The organism is Shewanella polaris (assembly GCF_006385555.1).
In the GTDB taxonomy this organism is placed as follows: Bacteria; Pseudomonadota; Gammaproteobacteria; order Enterobacterales; family Shewanellaceae; genus Shewanella; species Shewanella polaris.
The window spans coordinates 3,943,509-3,960,236 of record NZ_CP041036.1; the positions used below are offsets into that span (position 1 = coordinate 3,943,509).

Consider the following 16,728-nt stretch of genomic DNA (forward strand, 5'->3'; position numbering starts at 1 on the left):
GAATTTAGCCAGATTAGTTGCAGAAGTTGTAACAGAATAAATAATAATGAACTTGAATAAGTACTCTTTCTATAGGTTATAAATGCAAGAAGTTATCCAGTAGTTCATGACCTTGTTGGGTCAAAATAGATTCAGGATGAAACTGAACGCTGAATATACGTAACTTATTATGACTCATTGCCATAATTTCACGACCGTGAATAGGATCATCAAACCAAGCATCAAGTGTAAACTCATTTGGCACCTGGTGAACCAACAAAGAATGGTAGCGAGTGACTTGCAGAGGTAAAGCCAATTGCGTAAACAATCCCTGTTGATTATGTTCAATCAAACTGGTTTTACCATGCATAACCCGTTTGGCACGCACAACCTCAACACCATAAACTTGGGCTATCGCTTGATGGCCCAAACACACACCCAAAATGGGAATTTTACCCGAAAAATACTTAATGGCAGCAAGCGAAATACCGGCTTCATTTGGTGTACATGGGCCTGGAGAAATTATTAAATGCGTGGGAGCGAGCTTTTCAATTTGTTCAATGGTGATTTCATCATTACGTTTTACCAAAACTTCTTGTCCAAGAGTCTGAAAATACTGGACTAAGTTAAACGTAAAAGAATCATAATTATCAATCATCAACAACATTATGGTTTCCATTTCCGCTATGAACGTTTGTAATAGATCAATTTTAGATTAAAAAAAACCAGCCTTGCGACTGGTTTTATGTAATGACCACTAACCGCTATTTCACCACAGTTAAATGGTTTTTACGCTTAGCTTTATCATCAGGATTGGTTGATTTAGGCGATGACGGTACTGTTGATGTATCATCAACAGACTTCATTGACGGTGGGACAGATGATAACTCATCTTGTTCACTTTCAATCATATACGCATCTTCCATATCAAATACCGTACCAGCACCGTTTTCACGAGCATATATCGCCACGATAGATGACATTGGTAAATACACATTTTGTGGTACACCACCAAAACGTGCATTAAATTCGACAGAATCATTAGTCATATGAAGATTAGCCACAGCTCCAGTAGCAATATTCAAGACGATTTGACCGTCTTTGACAAATTGCTGTGGAACTTGCGTACCATTAACAAATGCATCCACTACTACGTGTGGCGTCAAATGGTTATCCATCAACCACTCATAGTAAGCGCGCAACAAATATGGACGATTAGGTGTTATTGGTTTCATTACATGCCCATGCGCATTTCGCGCTCAGCCTCAGTTAACGATGCCTTAAATGATTCACGTTCAAAAATACGTGTCATGTAAGCACTGATATCTTTAGTTGTACGAGGATCCAAGTGAATACCTAAAACCGGTAGACGCCATAATAATGGGCCTAAATAGCAATCAGATAAACCAAATTCTTCGCTCATGAAGTACGGCATTTCAGCAAATACTGGTGCTAAAGCAATTAAACTTTCAGTTAATTCTTTACGCGCTGCATCAGCTTTTTCACCTTTACGGATACGCTCAACAAGCGAATACCAATCGGTGTCAATTCTGTGCATCATTAAACGGCTTTGGCCACGTGATACTGGGTATACAGGCATTAGTGGAGGATGTGGAAAACGTTCATCCAAATATTCCATAATAATACGTGATTCGTATAATACTAGTTCACGATCGACTAAAGTCGGTACTGAATTGTATGGATTTACTTCAAGTAAATCTTCAGGCATTTCACTTGGGTCAACCTGTAAAACATCAACGGTAACCCCTTTTTCAGCCAATACGATACGTACTTGGTGACTATATAAATCATCGGCACCAGAAAAAAGTGTCATGATAGAGCGCTTGTTGGCAGCAACAGCCATTGATACCCTCCAGAATCTTAAAAAAAACAAAACAAACGAGGGGCTAAGCCCCCCGTTTACAATATGCGGATAATGTATAATAACCGTTATTGATAGCTAGTGTACATCTTTCCAGTATTCTTTCTTCAATAAATAAGCAATGATGAAGAAAATAAACAAGAATCCAAGTACCCACCAACCTAAAGCTTCACGTTCTAATTGAACTGGTTCAGCCGAATAAACTAAGAACCCCGTGAGATCACGAACCGCTTGGTCATATTCTTCTGCATTCATAGTCCCGCCAGTAGTGACATAACTTCCATCTGCTTGTTCTACTGCAAGACCTTGTAAGTCTTGTAAAACATGCGGCATACCCACTGAAGGGAATACATGGTTATTGACACCAAATGGACGAGTCTCGTCTGCATAGAAACCTTTTAGGTAAGAAAATACCCAATCAGCGCCACGCACACGAGCAACCAACGTTAAATCAGGAGGCGCAGCGCCAAACCATTTAGCCGCATCTGGAGTAGGAATAGCGTTTTCCATCAAATCACCGATTTTAGCATCGGTGAACATGTACTTATTACGCATATCATCTGTAGAGATGCCTAAATCAGTTGCAACACGCTCATAGCGTTGGTATTGAGTGCTGTGACAACCAGAGCAATAATGTTGAAACAGATCAACACCACGCTCTAATGACGCATTATCATGCAAGTCAACGTTAGCACTTTCTAAGTGAACATTATGTCCACTCGCAGCCATTGCGAGAGATGGCAGCAATGTAACTAATGCAATTAATAACTTTTTCATTAGTGTGTCACCCTCGTTGGTACTTCTTTTGTTTTCTCATTTTTACTGTAGAACCATAAGGCTACAAAGAAAGCAAAATAAGTGAAAGTACAAATACGTGCCAAAATAGTTAACTCAGGCGTTGCAGGAACCACACCTAAATAACCTAAAATAATGAACGACACAGTGAATTGTGCAATGTTGATCTTGTGGATCATGCTGCGGTAGCGAATAGACTTCACTTTACAACGGTCGAGCCAAGGCAGAACAAACAACACTGCAATAGAAAGACCCATACCAATAACACCCACTAACTTATCTGGGATAGCACGTAAAATGGCATAAAAAGGTGTGAAGTACCAAACCGGCGCAATGTGTTCAGGGGTCTTCATTGAGTTAGCCGCTTCAAAATTTGGCTTTTCAAGGAAGTAACCGCCGCCTTCAGGCATAAAGAACAACACATAACAGAACACGATTAAGAAACCTGCTACACCCATAATATCTTTTACGGTGTAATAAGGGTGGAATGGAATACCATCAATAGGCCATCCGTTCTCATCTTTGTTCTTTTTAATCTCAACACCATCTGGGTTATTCGAACCAACTTCATGCAAGGCAATAAGGTGCAAGAACACCAACACAACCAATACAAGCGGTAGCGCAATAACATGTAATGCGAAGAAGCGGTTTAGCGTTGCGCCAGAAATAACGTAATCACCACGGATCCACAATGTTAGGTCATCACCAATAATAGGAATGGCACCAAACAAAGAAATAATTACCTGTGCGCCCCAGTAAGACATTTGTCCCCAAGGCAGTAAGTAACCCATGAATGCTTCAGCCATCAGCACAAGGAATATCAACATACCAAATAGCCATAATAGCTCTCTTGGTTTTTGATAAGAACCGTAAATTAGTCCACGGAACATGTGCATATAGATCACAAAGAAAAACGCCGATGCACCGGTAGAGTGCATATAACGTAGTAACCAACCGTAATCAACATCACGCATGATGTACTCAACAGAGGCAAAGGCGCCTTCTGCTGTAGGTACGTAATTCATGGTTAACCAAATACCTGTCAGTAATTGGTTAACTAATACTAAAAGCGCTAATGAACCAAAGAAATACCAAAAGTTAAAGTTCTTTGGTGTTGCATACTGACCCACGTGACGATTATACGTAACCGTCATTGGGATGCGTGCATCAATCCAATCAATAATATTCTTAACCATTACGCCGCTCCTGTATCATCACCGATGATTACATTAACATCATCGATATATTTGTGCGGTGGGATCACTAAGTTTAGAGGTGCTGGAACACCCTGGAATACACGACCAGCCATGTCAAATTTAGAACCATGACAAGGACAGAAGAAACCAGATGTTACACCTTCAACCTGTTCACCGAATGAATCAGGCAGATAGGTTGGAGAACAACCTAAGTGCGTACAAATACCCACAGCAATGAAGAATTCAGGCTTAATAGAACGCGCAGGATTAGTTGCATATTCTGGTTGCTGCATCTCTTCTGAAGCAGGATCGCGCAATTGGCTGTCTAATGTTTTAAGATTATTGAGTACAGCTTCTGTACGACGCACTACCCAAACCGGTTTTCCGCGCCATTCGACACGAATTAACTGACCTGGTTCTACTTTACTAATATTTACTTCGACCGGCGCACCTGCAGCTTTCGCCTTGGCGCTCGGATTCCATGACTTGATGAAAGGAACCGCTACAGCGACGGCACCAGCACCACCTACTACGGCGGTTGCGGCTGTCAGGAATCTGCGACGTCCGGTATCGACTGGCGCATTGCTCATCCACTTATCTCCCAGAGGGTGTTGGAATTTTTATATTTCAATACTTTAGCGACCAAAATGGTAAAACGCTAAATTCATAGTTTGAGGCGGTGCTCATTATAGCGAAAAATTAGAACTAGATCATAGTGAAAACACACATCTATGTTGAGGATATTAACATTTTTTTCAAAATTGCATAATAATCAACCACTTTTTAACAATTAGTGGCCACTTAATTAGCAAAAAAAATACTATAAATCCATTTAGAACAATAAATTATTAAATATTAATAATGAAAAACAGTTCAAATAATTACAGTTGTTATTGATCAACTGTTTTTTAGAAAACTGAATTCATACTCGTTGAATTGAATTACAGGCACAAAAAAGCTCGGCAAATACCGAGCTTTTTTAGACAAACAAATATTAGCGTTATTTACCGCTAGATGATTTCATATATTTAAAGAAATCACCTTCAGGCTCTAACACCATAATGTCACTTTTGCCGGCAAAACTTTCTTTATAGGCTTCTAAACTACGTAAAAAACTATAAAACTCAGGATCTTTACTGTAAGTATCAGCATAAATCTTTGCCGCAAGTGCATCACCTTCACCTCGAACGGTAAGGGCTTTACGTTCAGCTTCAGCAATCTTAACCGTCACATTGGCATCAATGGTCGCACGGATAATTTCAGCTTGTTCTTTACCTTGCGCACGATGCTCTTTCGCCACAGCTTGACGTTCAGCACGCATACGTTGATAAATACTGTTACTGACGTTAGCAGGTAAATTAATTTGCTTAACGCGAACATCAACCACTTCAATACCGAGGTTCTCAGCACTTTCAGATGCATTTTCTAATGCGTCCGTTTGCAATTCATCGCGTTTACCAGAAACAATTTCCTTGATAGTACGACGACCAAACTCAGTACGTAAATCGTTATTGATTTTGGCTTGCAACAAGCTTTCTGCATTGGCTTTAATACCGCCATTAGTAGAAAGATAGTACTTTTCAAAATCTCTAATACGCCATTTTACATATGAGTCGACCATTAAGTCTTTCTTTTCAGAAGTCACAAAACGATCCGCAGCACCATCCAATGTTTGGATACGAGCATCCAAATATCGAACTTTATCAACAACAGGCAATTTGAAGTGTAAACCAGGCGCGAATACTCTTGTTTTGACACCATCGTCTTGTTTAAGAACCTTACCGAAACGGGCTACAATTGCACGCTCGCCTTCGTTTACCACCATTAAAGATGAAAAACCAATTCCTAATATGACCACCAAAATGATCAGAGCAAATCTACCCATAATTAGTTCCTCCCTTGACGAAGACGATCTTCGCGGCTGAGACGACCATCAGTCGACATGCTAGTTATTGGAGTGTTAACACCAATAGTTGATACTGAATTGACGTGTGGATCGACCTCTGGTGTGGCTTGATTACGTAAACTCTTAGAAGAATCTATCAACTTATCCAAAGGTAAATACATCAAATTACCGCTATTCTTGGTATCAATGAGTACTTTATTGGTATCAGCCAACACTGACTGCATCGCATCAATATACAAACGATTACGGGTCACATCAGGTGCGGCTTTATACTCAGGTAATAATTTCTCAAATCGAGAAACTTTACCTTTCGCTTCAAGAACCTCACGCTGTTTATAAGCACTAGCTTGTTGTGACATTCGTTCAACTGTACCACGCGCTTTGGGTTCGATTTCGCGAGCATAAGCTTCCGCTTCACGAATAAAGCGCTGTTCATCTTCCTGAGCAGAGATTGCATCATCAAATGCATCTTTGACTTCTTCAGGAGGGCGAGCGGGTAAAAAGTTAACATCGCGAATTTGTAAGCCTATTTTATACGGCTCAATAATACGCTCTAACTCAGTCCAAGTATCACGGCGAATAGCGTCACGCCCAGTGGTTAAAATGTCATCCATGCGATTGTGACCAATCACATAACGCAATGCACTGTCGGTTGCTTCACGCAAACTTGAGTTGGCATCTACCGAGCTGAATAAGTACGAATACGCGTCAGATACACTATATTGAACCACGAGTTCAACTTTGACGACGTTTTCATCAGAGGTCAGCATACTGCCTGAAGCAGGAACTGAACGGAACGTTTCCACGTCAACAGTAGTCACTTCATCAATAAAAGTGGCTTTCCAATGTAAACCGGAACTCACTTCACCAATATGTTGACCAAAACGGAGTAACACTCCACGCTCAGCTTCTTTGACCGTGTATAAACCAGACAATGCCCAAATAATTAGGGCAATAACGGCAATCACAATCAATAATGATGAATTAAATGGTTGACCTGAGGCGCCACTGCCCCCCTTGCCACCAAAACGTTTTGATAGGTTACGAAATACTTCGTCGAGATCTGGTGGCCCTTTATCATTACCACCTTTATTTCCCCAAGGGTCTTTGTTTCCCTTGTTACCGGGCTCATTCCAAGCCATTTAGCACTCCATAATTGGATGAAATAAATGAGATTAACAAGTGACGTCTACTTCTGAAGGTTCAAAAATAAATGCCTCTAATTCCCCCTGACTCTGTTTAGCTAATCGGCGCCAATTGGCATCCGATAAACGAACAGACAAAATACAGTTCCCCAGATCGTCATACTCTTTCTGCTGTATTGCATCCAGTCGATAAAACTGGCCAAGATAATGTCCTGCTGATGCAGGTATTTTCAATGTAAGCTCGCGAATCACTTCACCGATTAATTCGGTTATAGCATTAAGCAGCAAATCAAATCCAATGCGTTTTTGCGCAGAGACCCAAACCCTCTCAGGTTTACCGTCTTCACCGTAATCGATACGGGGCGCGAAATCTTCAAGTAAATCAATTTTATTACATACTACTAATTGTGGGATTTCATCTGCATCAATTTCTTTAAGTACAAGTTGTACTTGGTCAAAATTTTCTGTCATATTTTCATCTGCACAATCAACAACATGTAAAAGAATCTCAGCTTGTCGAGTTTCTTGTAATGTGGCTTTAAAGGCCGCGACTAAGTCATGAGGTAAATGACGAATAAACCCCACTGTATCAGCTAAAATTATCGCACCATCTGGTAACGATAATTTACGCAGTGTTGGGTCTAGTGTTGCGAACAACTGATCGGCAGCATAAACGTCCGATGACGTTAGTGAATTAAATAATGTCGATTTGCCCGCATTAGTATAACCCACTAAAGACACAGTCGATAAATCACTGCGCTTACGAGCTCGGCGACTTTGTTCACGTTGCTTATCAACTTTATCAAGGCGGCGGTTAATGTTCTTAATCCGGCCTCGTAATAAACGTCGGTCTGTTTCAAGCTGAGTTTCACCCGGCCCGCGCATCCCGATACCACCCTTTTGTCGCTCTAAATGAGTCCAACCACGAATTAGGCGTGTCGACATGTGGCGCAATTGCGCTAGCTCCACTTGCAACTTACCTTCATGTGTTCTCGCTCGTTGAGCAAAAATATCAAGGATCAACGTAGTTCGATCTAACACTCGACACTGACATATTACTTCAAGGTTACGCTCTTGAGCAGGACTTAATGCATGATTAAAAATCACCACATTGGCTTCAGTAGCGGCAACCATGGCAGCAAGTTCTTCTGCTTTGCCTGTACCAATAAAAAACTTACGATCCGGTGAGCGTCGACTCCCAGTAATCACCCCTACGGAGCGAGCACCAGCGGATTCAACTAACAACTGTAATTCAGTAAGATCTTCTCGACGATCTTCGTCAGAAAAGTCTATATGAACTAATACAGCTGTTTCACCTGCTTCATAACGATCAAACAAAAAGTATATTCCTTTTCAAATTATTCAGTGTCACTTTCTTCATCATGAGCTGTGCCCTGATGATTAGTAACATTAAATGGGCGTGCTGGTACTACTGTTGAAATAGCATGCTTATAAACCATTTGGCTTACAGTATTTTTCAACAAGATAACAAATTGATCAAATGATTCAACCTGGCCTTGTAATTTAATACCATTCACTAAATAAATAGAGACTGGTACACGCTCTCGACGCAAAGCGTTCAAAAATGGGTCTTGTAAAGATTGCCCCTTAGCCATTTTCAATTTCCTTTTTTATTTTAAAATATGTTGAATTAAGTTTTATTGTTTAGTTTTAGTATTATACAGCAACGGCTAATAAGCTAGCGGCTTTGTCGCATAAGTGTAACTAAATTCCCTTCTACACCACTTTCAAGCCATTGTAAATCTGGCCAACTCCTCAACCATGTTAATTGACGTTTGGCCAATTGCCTAGTGGCTGCGGTAGCTTTTTCGACCATAGTATTATGATCAAATTCATTATCTAGGTACTGCCAACACTGTCTGTAACCAACACAACGCATAGATGGTAGCTCTAAATGCAAATCATCACGGGCTTTTAAACGCGCAACCTCTTCGATAAGACCTTGTTCTAACATGATATTAAAACGTTTACCGATTAATTCATGTAATACTTTTCGATCGTTTGGTGCAATTGCAAATTGCACCACATCATACGGCAAAGCAACAGACTTAGTTTGTGTCAATTCAGTCATTGTTTTGCCACTGATCCGATAAACCTCTAATGCCCGTGACAATCGTTGTGGATCATTCGGATGAATTCTAGCCCCAGCAACAGGGTCAATGTTACACAATTCTTGATGTAGTACGTCCCAACCGTCTATTTCTGCTTGAGCTAATATTTGCTGCCTAATACCTTCATCTGCACTGGGTAAAGGTGATAATCCCTCTAACAATGCCTTAAAATACATCATGGTGCCACCCACTAATAAAGGGGTCTTACCACGACTAATGATATCTTCAATAGCTAATAGTGCATCTAAGCGAAAATCTGCTGCTGAATAACTTTCGCTGGGATCAAGAATATTAATCAATTTATGCGGAGCCATTTCCAGCTCTTCAGCACTGGGTTTAGCAGACCCTATATCCATATCACGGTAGATTAATGCTGAATCTACCGAAATAATTTCGCAATTATGTTTGGTCGCCATTTCAATGGCTAGTGCCGTTTTGCCTGAGGCAGTAGGCCCCATTAAAAAAATCACTTTCGGCTTATCGACACTGTTCACGTTAATTATCTTTCATCCATTTTTGCCAAGGCAATGTGTACTCTTGGTCATAACAAGTTTGTTTTATTTCATCATCCAGCAAACAAAATTGCTGCCATAAAGATTGTACAGGCTCAAATTTAGCTAAACTTTGTTGTGCAAGCCACTCTACAATAGCACTTTCTGCAGGTTGCTCTAATTGTATCCATTCCAATAGTTCCGGAACAACAATTGCAAGTTGGCTTTCCCTCAAATATGGGGGCACTTTTTTAATAATCAACTGCTGGAAGCGAATTGTTAACTCAATACCCATTTGACGCAGTAGTTGCTCACGTATGGTTAAGGTGTCTTTCCAATCCAAATCAGCAGCAATCGAAACGGGCATAAGTAAGGGTTGCGACACTAAACCATTAGCTAATTTTGTTTGTATTTCTACTTTTTTGACCGTGAACAAAACTGTTTTTATCGGCAGTAATGATAACTTCTCATCTTTACACATTACCCAATACTCACCTGCTAATAACGCTGGCATGGCAAGCTGAGTTACCTCTTCACTGACATATGACACTGCAGTATTTGGGGTATGCAATAACTGTCCATAATTGGCAATGGCGGTTTTCGTCTCGCCTGAAGAAGGCTTTTTATCATAACTTGGCTTAATTGCAGCTGAATAACCTCCAGATAAGCCATTATTCTTTCCAGGTACATGCATCGAACCATAAGGGCTAACGCTGTTAATAGCCTTACTCGGTTCTTGATTAAGTGTCAAAACAGCTTCTGCGGTGTCGATGATATTCGTATCATGCAGCAAACTTGACTCTGTGTGCATTGGCGCAGAATTTTGCTGAGGCTGTAACGCTTCAGATAACGGCAAAACAGGCATTTCTACTAATGCAGACTGTACCGCTTGTAGAATAAAGTCATGCACATAACGAGATTGATGAAAACGTACTTCATGCTTGGCTGGATGTACATTGACATCAACTTGATGTGGATCAAGTGATAACATCAGCACATAGCCCGGCTGGTGTTCAATGCCATATTCGGCAAAAGCTTGTTTCACCGCATGGTTAACCAATCGGTCTCTAATTAAACGCCCATTGACATAAAAAAAGTTGGTATCCGTGATGACTGAGTCCTGTGGTGACTGCAGATAACCCGTTAATAATAAATCATCATGTTCGCAAGTAATGCTCAACGCTTGTTCAGCAAAAGCTCGACCACAAATTTGCGCCAAGCGTTGTTGAGTTTGAATATCGGTATTTGCAGGCCGATACTGGCGCACTAATTTACCATTGTGTGTCAGAGTAAAATGAATATCGCTGCGCACCATGGCAATCCGTTTTAACCACTCATCAATATGGGTAAATTCGGTTTTGTCGCTTTTTAAGAAACGGCGTCTGGCGGGTGTATTAAAAAATAAATCCACCACTTCAATACTCGAGCCTTGTGGGTGCGCAGCTGGAGTCACTTTTACGTCCATTTGCGAGCCTTCAGCATAGGCCTGCCAGGCTTCAGATTGTTCAGCCGTTTTTGAGGTTAATGTGAGTCGCGACACCGAGCTGATACTGGCTAGAGCTTCACCTCGAAACCCAAAGCTTAAAATAGCTTCTAGGTCGTCTAGGGTATGAACTTTTGAAGTAGCATGGCGCGATAAAGCCAGCGCTAACTCACCTTTAGCAATACCCGCACCGTTATCACGGATACGAATAAGTTTGCTACCGCCTTTATCGATATCAATATCGACTCGCGTTGCACCGGCATCAAGACTGTTCTCTACTAGCTCTTTAACCACAGATGCAGGCCGCTCTACCACCTCGCCTGCTGCGATTTGGTTAGCAAGTTGTGGAGGTAACAGTTCTATCGCCATATTAAGCCCTTGGTATCACAAGTTTTTGACCAACACGCACAACATCATTCTTTAAATTGTTAGCACGTTTAATACTGCTTACCGATACGCTATAGCGTTGCGCAATAACCGATAGTGACTCACCACGTTTTACACTGTGTTTAATGTTAGATTGTTTGGCCATCAAAGAATCAGCAGGCGGATTACTTTCAAAATAGCGTAATACGCCTTTATAAATTGCATTGGCAAGCTTTTCTTGATGATTGCCATTAGATAACAGCCGTTCTTCGTTTGGGTTTGAGATAAAACCGGTTTCAACCAAAATAGACGGAATATCTGGCGATTTGAGCACAGCAAAGCTTGCAGATTCAGGATTTCTTTTATGCAAGTGAGTAATGGTTCTTAAATCGCGTAAAATGTCGCCCGCAATTGAATGGCTAATGGCCATAGAACTGTTCATCGACATATCGAGCAATGTCATTGCAAGGTATTGTTCACTGTCGGTATTTTGAATAATCTCACCAGCGCCACCTAACAATTCTGAGTGTTTCTCTTTTTGCTCTAACCAACGACCAATCTCACTGTTGGCTCGTCGCATTGACAGCACCCAAACAGAAGCACCATTAGGTTGTGGAGAAGTAAAGGCATCAGCATGGATAGATATCAGTAAATCAGCTTTACTGTTTCGGGCGAGCTCAGAGCGTTTATTCAAATTAACGAAATAATCACCACTGCGAGTCATAACAGCACGCATGCCTGAAATCGAATTAATTTTACGGGCCAAGCGCTTAGCAATTTCAAGCACGACACGCTTTTCATGTATGCCTGACGGCCCTATAGAACCAGGATCTTCACCACCATGCCCTGCATCAATGGCTACAACGATATCCCGGGATGACTGATTTGCAGAGCGACGAACAGATTGCTGCACGGCAGATGAACCACCAGCGGAGTCTTCTAAGTCAACCACAAGGCGGTTTCCATACGGTGCAGTCGGTGGCAAAGTAAATAAACTCGATTTTACTGGTTTAGTTAAATCCATCACCAGACGCAAAACGCCTTTTTTAGGAGGAGAGCTAAAACGTATCTTTTTAATGATTTTACTGTTATTAGCAATTTTATCTAAATTGATTTTTGCGCCAGTATCTTGAATATCCACCACCAAACGATGAGGTCCAGTGAGGCTAAAACTGTCATATTTAGGAGATTGAGTTAAATCAAATACCACTCGAGTCGATTCTGGGGCAGCCCAAATTCGCACACTATCAAGTTGATTAGCCGCCCAAACAATATTAGGCAACAAAAACAATAGTATGAAAAGCACAGGGGTGAAAAACGTATTTTTTAAAGTCATTATTATTTTATTTTATATTATTTATAATTGCCTGCCCTGCAGGGGATAAGGCTTGTAATTCAATTTGTCTTTGAGATTCTTTATAACGCAAATGCAAATGTATGTCAGCCTTAGGGAGTAACCCATGGCCATTATCAGGCCATTCAACCAGACAGACACTTCTGTCTGTAAAGTAATCTCGGATCCCCATAAACTCTAGTTCCTCGGGATCAGCTAATCGATATAGATCAAAATGAAAGACATCCATATCACTAAACTCATAAGGTTCAACCAAAGTATAAGTTGGGCTCTTTACTGTCCCTTGGTGCCCTAAACTTTGAATAATCCCCCTGCTTAACGTTGTTTTGCCTGCCCCCAAATCACCGGTAAGATAAATAGTTAGTGGCGGCACAATCCACTGCGCAATTTGTTGCCCTAGAGCTACAGTAGCTTGTTCATTTTCAAGGGTTTTGAGCAGCAATGTCATGTGAAAAGTCAGCTTCCATAAAAAAGAGTTACAAGAAAGCTAAATATACCAGAAGTTACCGAGGAACTCCCACTGTTCTAGTGGTTATTTTTTGTTAATAAAAAAACCAGCTACTGGGGATAGCTGGCAAACTTACACTTCAGGAAGATAAATCAGAATTTCAATGTGCCGTTTAAATGTCATCCATACGAAGTGTGCTAAGAACTAAACGGTGTTGTTGAGTTTTTGTCACTCGTACTAAATCCATTAATGTATTTTTAATTTCTTCTGTTGGACTGCTCATTGCGGTTTTTTCAACTAACGCAATAAGACGGTTTTCTAGATCAAGATGTAATTCGAGCACAGCCTCTTCATCCATATTGGCAGGTAACATTGTCTCCGCGCAGCGCTTGCTGAAGTCTTCGAAAGTAATGTCCTTATACCAAGTATTTAATATTCTTAATGGTGCACCTTCAATATAGCGCTCTAACGTTTCATATGTATGCCGTTGATGTTGTTGAAAATAATCCAACATCATTTTCACTCTAGAAGAGTCTGCATTATTATCTAAACGCTTATATAACTTTTCCATATCAAGATGACAATTAGCAACATAATCAAGTAGCTCACTTAGCTGTTGGAACCGCATAACACTCAACCTCGTTTAATGCCCAAACATCTTAGGAAAATATTTCTTAAGGTGATTATCAAAGATTACAGCAGTAAATGATTTGAACCAGATCATGTTTTACTTCACCAATATGCTCTTACTTTAGAGATCCATGAAGAAGTGAGTACTAGATCACTTATTTGTTGATTGCAAAACGATTTGCTCAAACACAAATGGTGCAAATTTATTACAATAATAAGGTTCAGGCTGAATTAGACTCGGATTGATGGCCATTAAAAAATGTAGATCGAGCTATACGTTTCTCAATAATGGTTCGAACGGATGATCATATACGACGTCTAGATTGAAAAAGATAGGTATCGTATTTCCTAAAAACGTAGCTGAGCTTAGTGACACAAAGGTAATTAATGGAGGATTTAACAAGAGGAAATGATTTGGAGCGACGTTTCTTTATAAATAAAAAGTGGTTCGAACTGATGACCGCTTTATGACCTCTAGCTTGAACTTGGCAAGCAAAAAAGTATCGTATTTCAAACTAGGGAAGTGATTTGGAGCGACGTTTCTTTATAAATAAAAAGCGGTTCGAACTGATGACCTATACCTTGGCAAAAAAAAAGGTATCGCATTTTCTAAAAGCGCAACTGAGCTAATGTTGCATTTCAAACTAGGGAAGTGATTTGGAGCGACATATCAGGTTCGAACTGATGACCTATACCTTGGCAAGGTATCGCTCTACCAACTGAGCTAATGTCGCATTACAAAATCATGCTGAAATTTGGAGCGACATATCAGGTTCGAACTGATGACCTATACCTTGGCAAGGTATCGCTCTACCAACTGAGCTAATGTCGCGTACTGTTTTGCTTCATTGTAAAAATCAACAAGGTATCATCTTTCAACCTATGCCAACTGAGTTAATGTCGCATTACAAAATCATGCTGAAATTTGGAGCGACATATCAGGTTCGAACTGATGACCTATACCTTGGCAAGGTATCGCTCTACCAACTGAGCTAATGTCGCGTACTATTTGCTTCATCATAACAGTCTGCAAGGTATCGTCTTTCAACCTATGCCAACTGAGCTAATGTCGCGTACTTTCAAATTTCATTACAACTTTCTATGACTCAGAGTTTGGCGCTCTGTAGAAAGTTGAGGCCGCATTATAGATAAATTTTACTATGCTGCAACCCCCTTTTTAAAGAAAATTGTTCAATTGGTTAAATTTTAAATACTTCTTTGCGATAAAACTGCATTTCAGCAATAGACTCTTTAATATCTTCTAAAGCTTGGTGGGTATTTTTCTTACTAAAGCCATTCATGGTTTCAGGGCTCCAACGACGAACCAATTCCTTGATGGTACTAACATCAATATTACGATAATGAAAATATTCTTCAAGTTCCAACATGTATTTATTCAAAAATCGACGATCTTGACCAATACTATTACCGCACATTGGCGATGCGCCTTTAGGTACATACTGAGCTAAAAAGGTAATCGTTTGTTCAATTGCATCTTGTTCAGAACATTTACTCGCACGAACTCGGTCCACTAAGCCAGACTCTCCATGATGCTTTTGGTTCCAATCATCCATCCCAGCTAGTACATCATCGGTTTGATAAATGGCTAGAACAGGGCCCTGGGCAATGATATTAAGTTCTTGGTCGGTCACCAAGGTTGCAATTTCAATGACTCGATCAACTGCTGGTTCTAAGCCTGTCATTTCTAAATCAACCCAAATGAGGTTATTCGCATCAACAGCCATTTATGCCGCCTTATGTTATCTGTCGCCTAAATTCAGGCATTTTTATAAAAGAGTGTGTATCATACTGTTTTTTTGACACACAAAAAAACACCTATTTAATGAAGATAAGCCAGTGAGTAAAAAGAAACCCCTAAGCCAAGGCCAATTACGCCGAATGCGAGCGAATCAAACCAAGCGATTAAAGCGTGGTGACGATGACACTCAACATGCTGAATTACAGGATAACCTCTTAGGCCCTGAGCAAGCTGGAGTGGTTATTTCTCGCTTTGGCCAGCATGCCGACATCGAAACTGCAGACGGAATTGTCTCACGGTGTAATATTCGCCGCGCAGTGACCAGTTTAGTCACTGGTGATAAAGTGGTGGTCCGATTAGCGACAGAAGTCCAATCTGGCTCCAGTATCGGTGGCATTGTCATAGCCGTTCATCCCCGAACATCTTCGTTAACTCGACCAGATTTATACGACGGCGTAAAAATTATTGCTGCCAACATCGATCAAATCTTAATTGTGTCATCGGTGTTACCCAGCTTTACCACCCAAATAATTGACCGATATTTAGTGGCATCTGAAGATACCGATATTCCACCGATCATCATTCTCAATAAAATTGATTTATTAGATGATACTAATCGTGATGAAATCGAACGAGCTCTAACACGTTACCAAGATATTGGTTATCCCGTTTATAGAGTCAGTAGCCATACGGGCGAAGGTGTTGAAAATATAAAAGAGTTGCTCAATAACAAAGTCAGTGTTTTTGCTGGTCAGTCTGGCGTGGGGAAATCGTCCTTAATTAATGCCTTAATGCCAGAAGCAGAATTGTTAATTGGCGATGTATCCGATAACTCAGGTTTGGGCCAACATACAACAACCACAGCCAAGTTACTGCATTTTGTCAGCGGCGGTGATTTAATTGATTCACCGGGTATACGTGAATTTGCTTTATGGCACTTAGACGCCATCAGGGTTGGTTGGTGTTTTATTGAATTTAGAGAGTTTTTAGGAACATGTAAGTTTCGCGATTGTAAGCATGGCGATGACCCAGGTTGTGCTTTACAACAAGCATTAGCTGATGGAAAAATTACTCAAGATCGCTTTAGTAATTATCAGCGTATTATTGCCAGTTTAGATGAGCAACGTCATGCTCGGCATTTCCGTGCAATTGATGAATAATA

At 40.5% G+C, this 16,728-nt stretch carries 17 protein-coding genes and 3 tRNA genes; 1 reads left to right on the forward strand and 19 read right to left on the reverse strand.

All coding sequences use genetic code 11. The features are described from left to right. Positions 1-76: 76 nt before the first annotated feature. From FH971_RS17140 to orn, 19 genes are all read right to left on the reverse strand, one after another. On the reverse strand, positions 77-646 hold the full coding sequence (locus FH971_RS17140; RefSeq protein WP_140235129.1) for an aminodeoxychorismate/anthranilate synthase component II: 570 nt from the start codon (positions 644-646) through the stop codon (positions 77-79). A gap of 97 nt (positions 647-743) precedes the next feature. Beyond that, positions 744-1,214, reverse strand: a complete 471-nt coding sequence (locus FH971_RS17145) for a ClpXP protease specificity-enhancing factor (RefSeq protein WP_140235130.1) — start codon at positions 1,212-1,214, stop codon at positions 744-746. Continuing rightward, entirely contained in the window at positions 1,214-1,843 is a 630-nt protein-coding gene (sspA, locus tag FH971_RS17150) for a stringent starvation protein SspA (protein ID WP_137225480.1), read from the reverse strand. Before sspA ends, FH971_RS17145 begins: the two co-directional genes overlap by 1 nt. 96 nt (positions 1,844-1,939) lie before the next feature. Then, positions 1,940-2,638, reverse strand: coding sequence for a cytochrome c1 (locus FH971_RS17155; protein WP_140235131.1), 699 nt, complete (start codon positions 2,636-2,638; stop codon positions 1,940-1,942). After that, positions 2,638-3,852, reverse strand: a complete 1,215-nt coding sequence (locus tag FH971_RS17160) for a cytochrome b (protein WP_140235132.1) — start codon at positions 3,850-3,852, stop codon at positions 2,638-2,640. Before FH971_RS17160 ends, FH971_RS17155 begins: the two co-directional genes overlap by 1 nt. Continuing rightward, positions 3,852-4,442: a ubiquinol-cytochrome c reductase iron-sulfur subunit gene (petA, locus tag FH971_RS17165; protein WP_137225474.1), complete on the reverse strand. Its 591-nt coding sequence runs from the start codon at positions 4,440-4,442 to the stop codon at positions 3,852-3,854. Before petA ends, FH971_RS17160 begins: the two co-directional genes overlap by 1 nt. Positions 4,443-4,852: 410 nt before the next feature. Then, a complete protein-coding gene (gene hflC / locus FH971_RS17170) occupies positions 4,853-5,737 on the reverse strand; it encodes a protease modulator HflC (RefSeq protein ID WP_137225472.1) in 885 nt (294 codons plus the stop codon). A gap of 2 nt (positions 5,738-5,739) precedes the next feature. Then, positions 5,740-6,900, reverse strand: a complete 1,161-nt coding sequence (gene hflK / locus FH971_RS17175) for an FtsH protease activity modulator HflK (RefSeq protein ID WP_137225470.1) — start codon at positions 6,898-6,900, stop codon at positions 5,740-5,742. A gap of 33 nt (positions 6,901-6,933) precedes the next feature. Beyond that, complete coding sequence (gene hflX / locus FH971_RS17180; RefSeq protein WP_140235133.1) at positions 6,934-8,241, reverse strand: ribosome rescue GTPase HflX; 1,308 nt, start codon at positions 8,239-8,241, stop codon at positions 6,934-6,936. 20 nt (positions 8,242-8,261) lie between these two features. Then, complete coding sequence (hfq, locus tag FH971_RS17185; RefSeq protein WP_137225466.1) at positions 8,262-8,519, reverse strand: RNA chaperone Hfq; 258 nt, start codon at positions 8,517-8,519, stop codon at positions 8,262-8,264. Positions 8,520-8,602: 83 nt separating this feature from the next. Then, positions 8,603-9,529: a tRNA (adenosine(37)-N6)-dimethylallyltransferase MiaA gene (gene miaA / locus FH971_RS17190; protein WP_137225464.1), complete on the reverse strand. Its 927-nt coding sequence runs from the start codon at positions 9,527-9,529 to the stop codon at positions 8,603-8,605. Position 9,530: 1 nt separating this feature from the next. After that, positions 9,531-11,378 carry a DNA mismatch repair endonuclease MutL gene (gene mutL, locus FH971_RS17195; RefSeq protein ID WP_140235134.1) on the reverse strand — a complete coding sequence of 616 codons (1,848 nt, stop codon included), beginning with the start codon at positions 11,376-11,378 and terminating at the stop codon, positions 9,531-9,533. A 1-nt stretch (position 11,379) separates the two neighbouring features. Then, positions 11,380-12,711, reverse strand: a complete 1,332-nt coding sequence (locus FH971_RS17200) for an N-acetylmuramoyl-L-alanine amidase (protein WP_137225460.1) — start codon at positions 12,709-12,711, stop codon at positions 11,380-11,382. 7 nt (positions 12,712-12,718) lie between these two features. Continuing rightward, positions 12,719-13,177: a tRNA (adenosine(37)-N6)-threonylcarbamoyltransferase complex ATPase subunit type 1 TsaE gene (tsaE, locus tag FH971_RS17205; protein ID WP_137225458.1), complete on the reverse strand. Its 459-nt coding sequence runs from the start codon at positions 13,175-13,177 to the stop codon at positions 12,719-12,721. A 172-nt stretch (positions 13,178-13,349) separates the two neighbouring features. Next, a complete protein-coding gene (locus tag FH971_RS17210) occupies positions 13,350-13,805 on the reverse strand; it encodes a hypothetical protein (protein WP_137225456.1) in 456 nt (151 codons plus the stop codon). Between the two features lie 660 nt (positions 13,806-14,465). Next, positions 14,466-14,541 (reverse strand) — tRNA-Gly (locus FH971_RS17215). A 22-nt stretch (positions 14,542-14,563) separates the two neighbouring features. Beyond that, positions 14,564-14,639, reverse strand: a tRNA-Gly gene (locus tag FH971_RS17220). A 94-nt stretch (positions 14,640-14,733) separates the two neighbouring features. After that, a tRNA-Gly gene (locus FH971_RS17225) sits at positions 14,734-14,809 on the reverse strand. 197 nt (positions 14,810-15,006) lie between these two features. Next, entirely contained in the window at positions 15,007-15,552 is a 546-nt protein-coding gene (gene orn / locus FH971_RS17230; protein WP_140235135.1) for an oligoribonuclease, read from the reverse strand. 112 nt (positions 15,553-15,664) lie between these two features. On the opposite strand from orn, the gene rsgA reads away from it, so the two are divergent. Further along, positions 15,665-16,726: a small ribosomal subunit biogenesis GTPase RsgA gene (gene rsgA / locus FH971_RS17235; protein WP_140235136.1), complete on the forward strand. Its 1,062-nt coding sequence runs from the start codon at positions 15,665-15,667 to the stop codon at positions 16,724-16,726. Positions 16,727-16,728 lie beyond the last annotated feature (2 nt).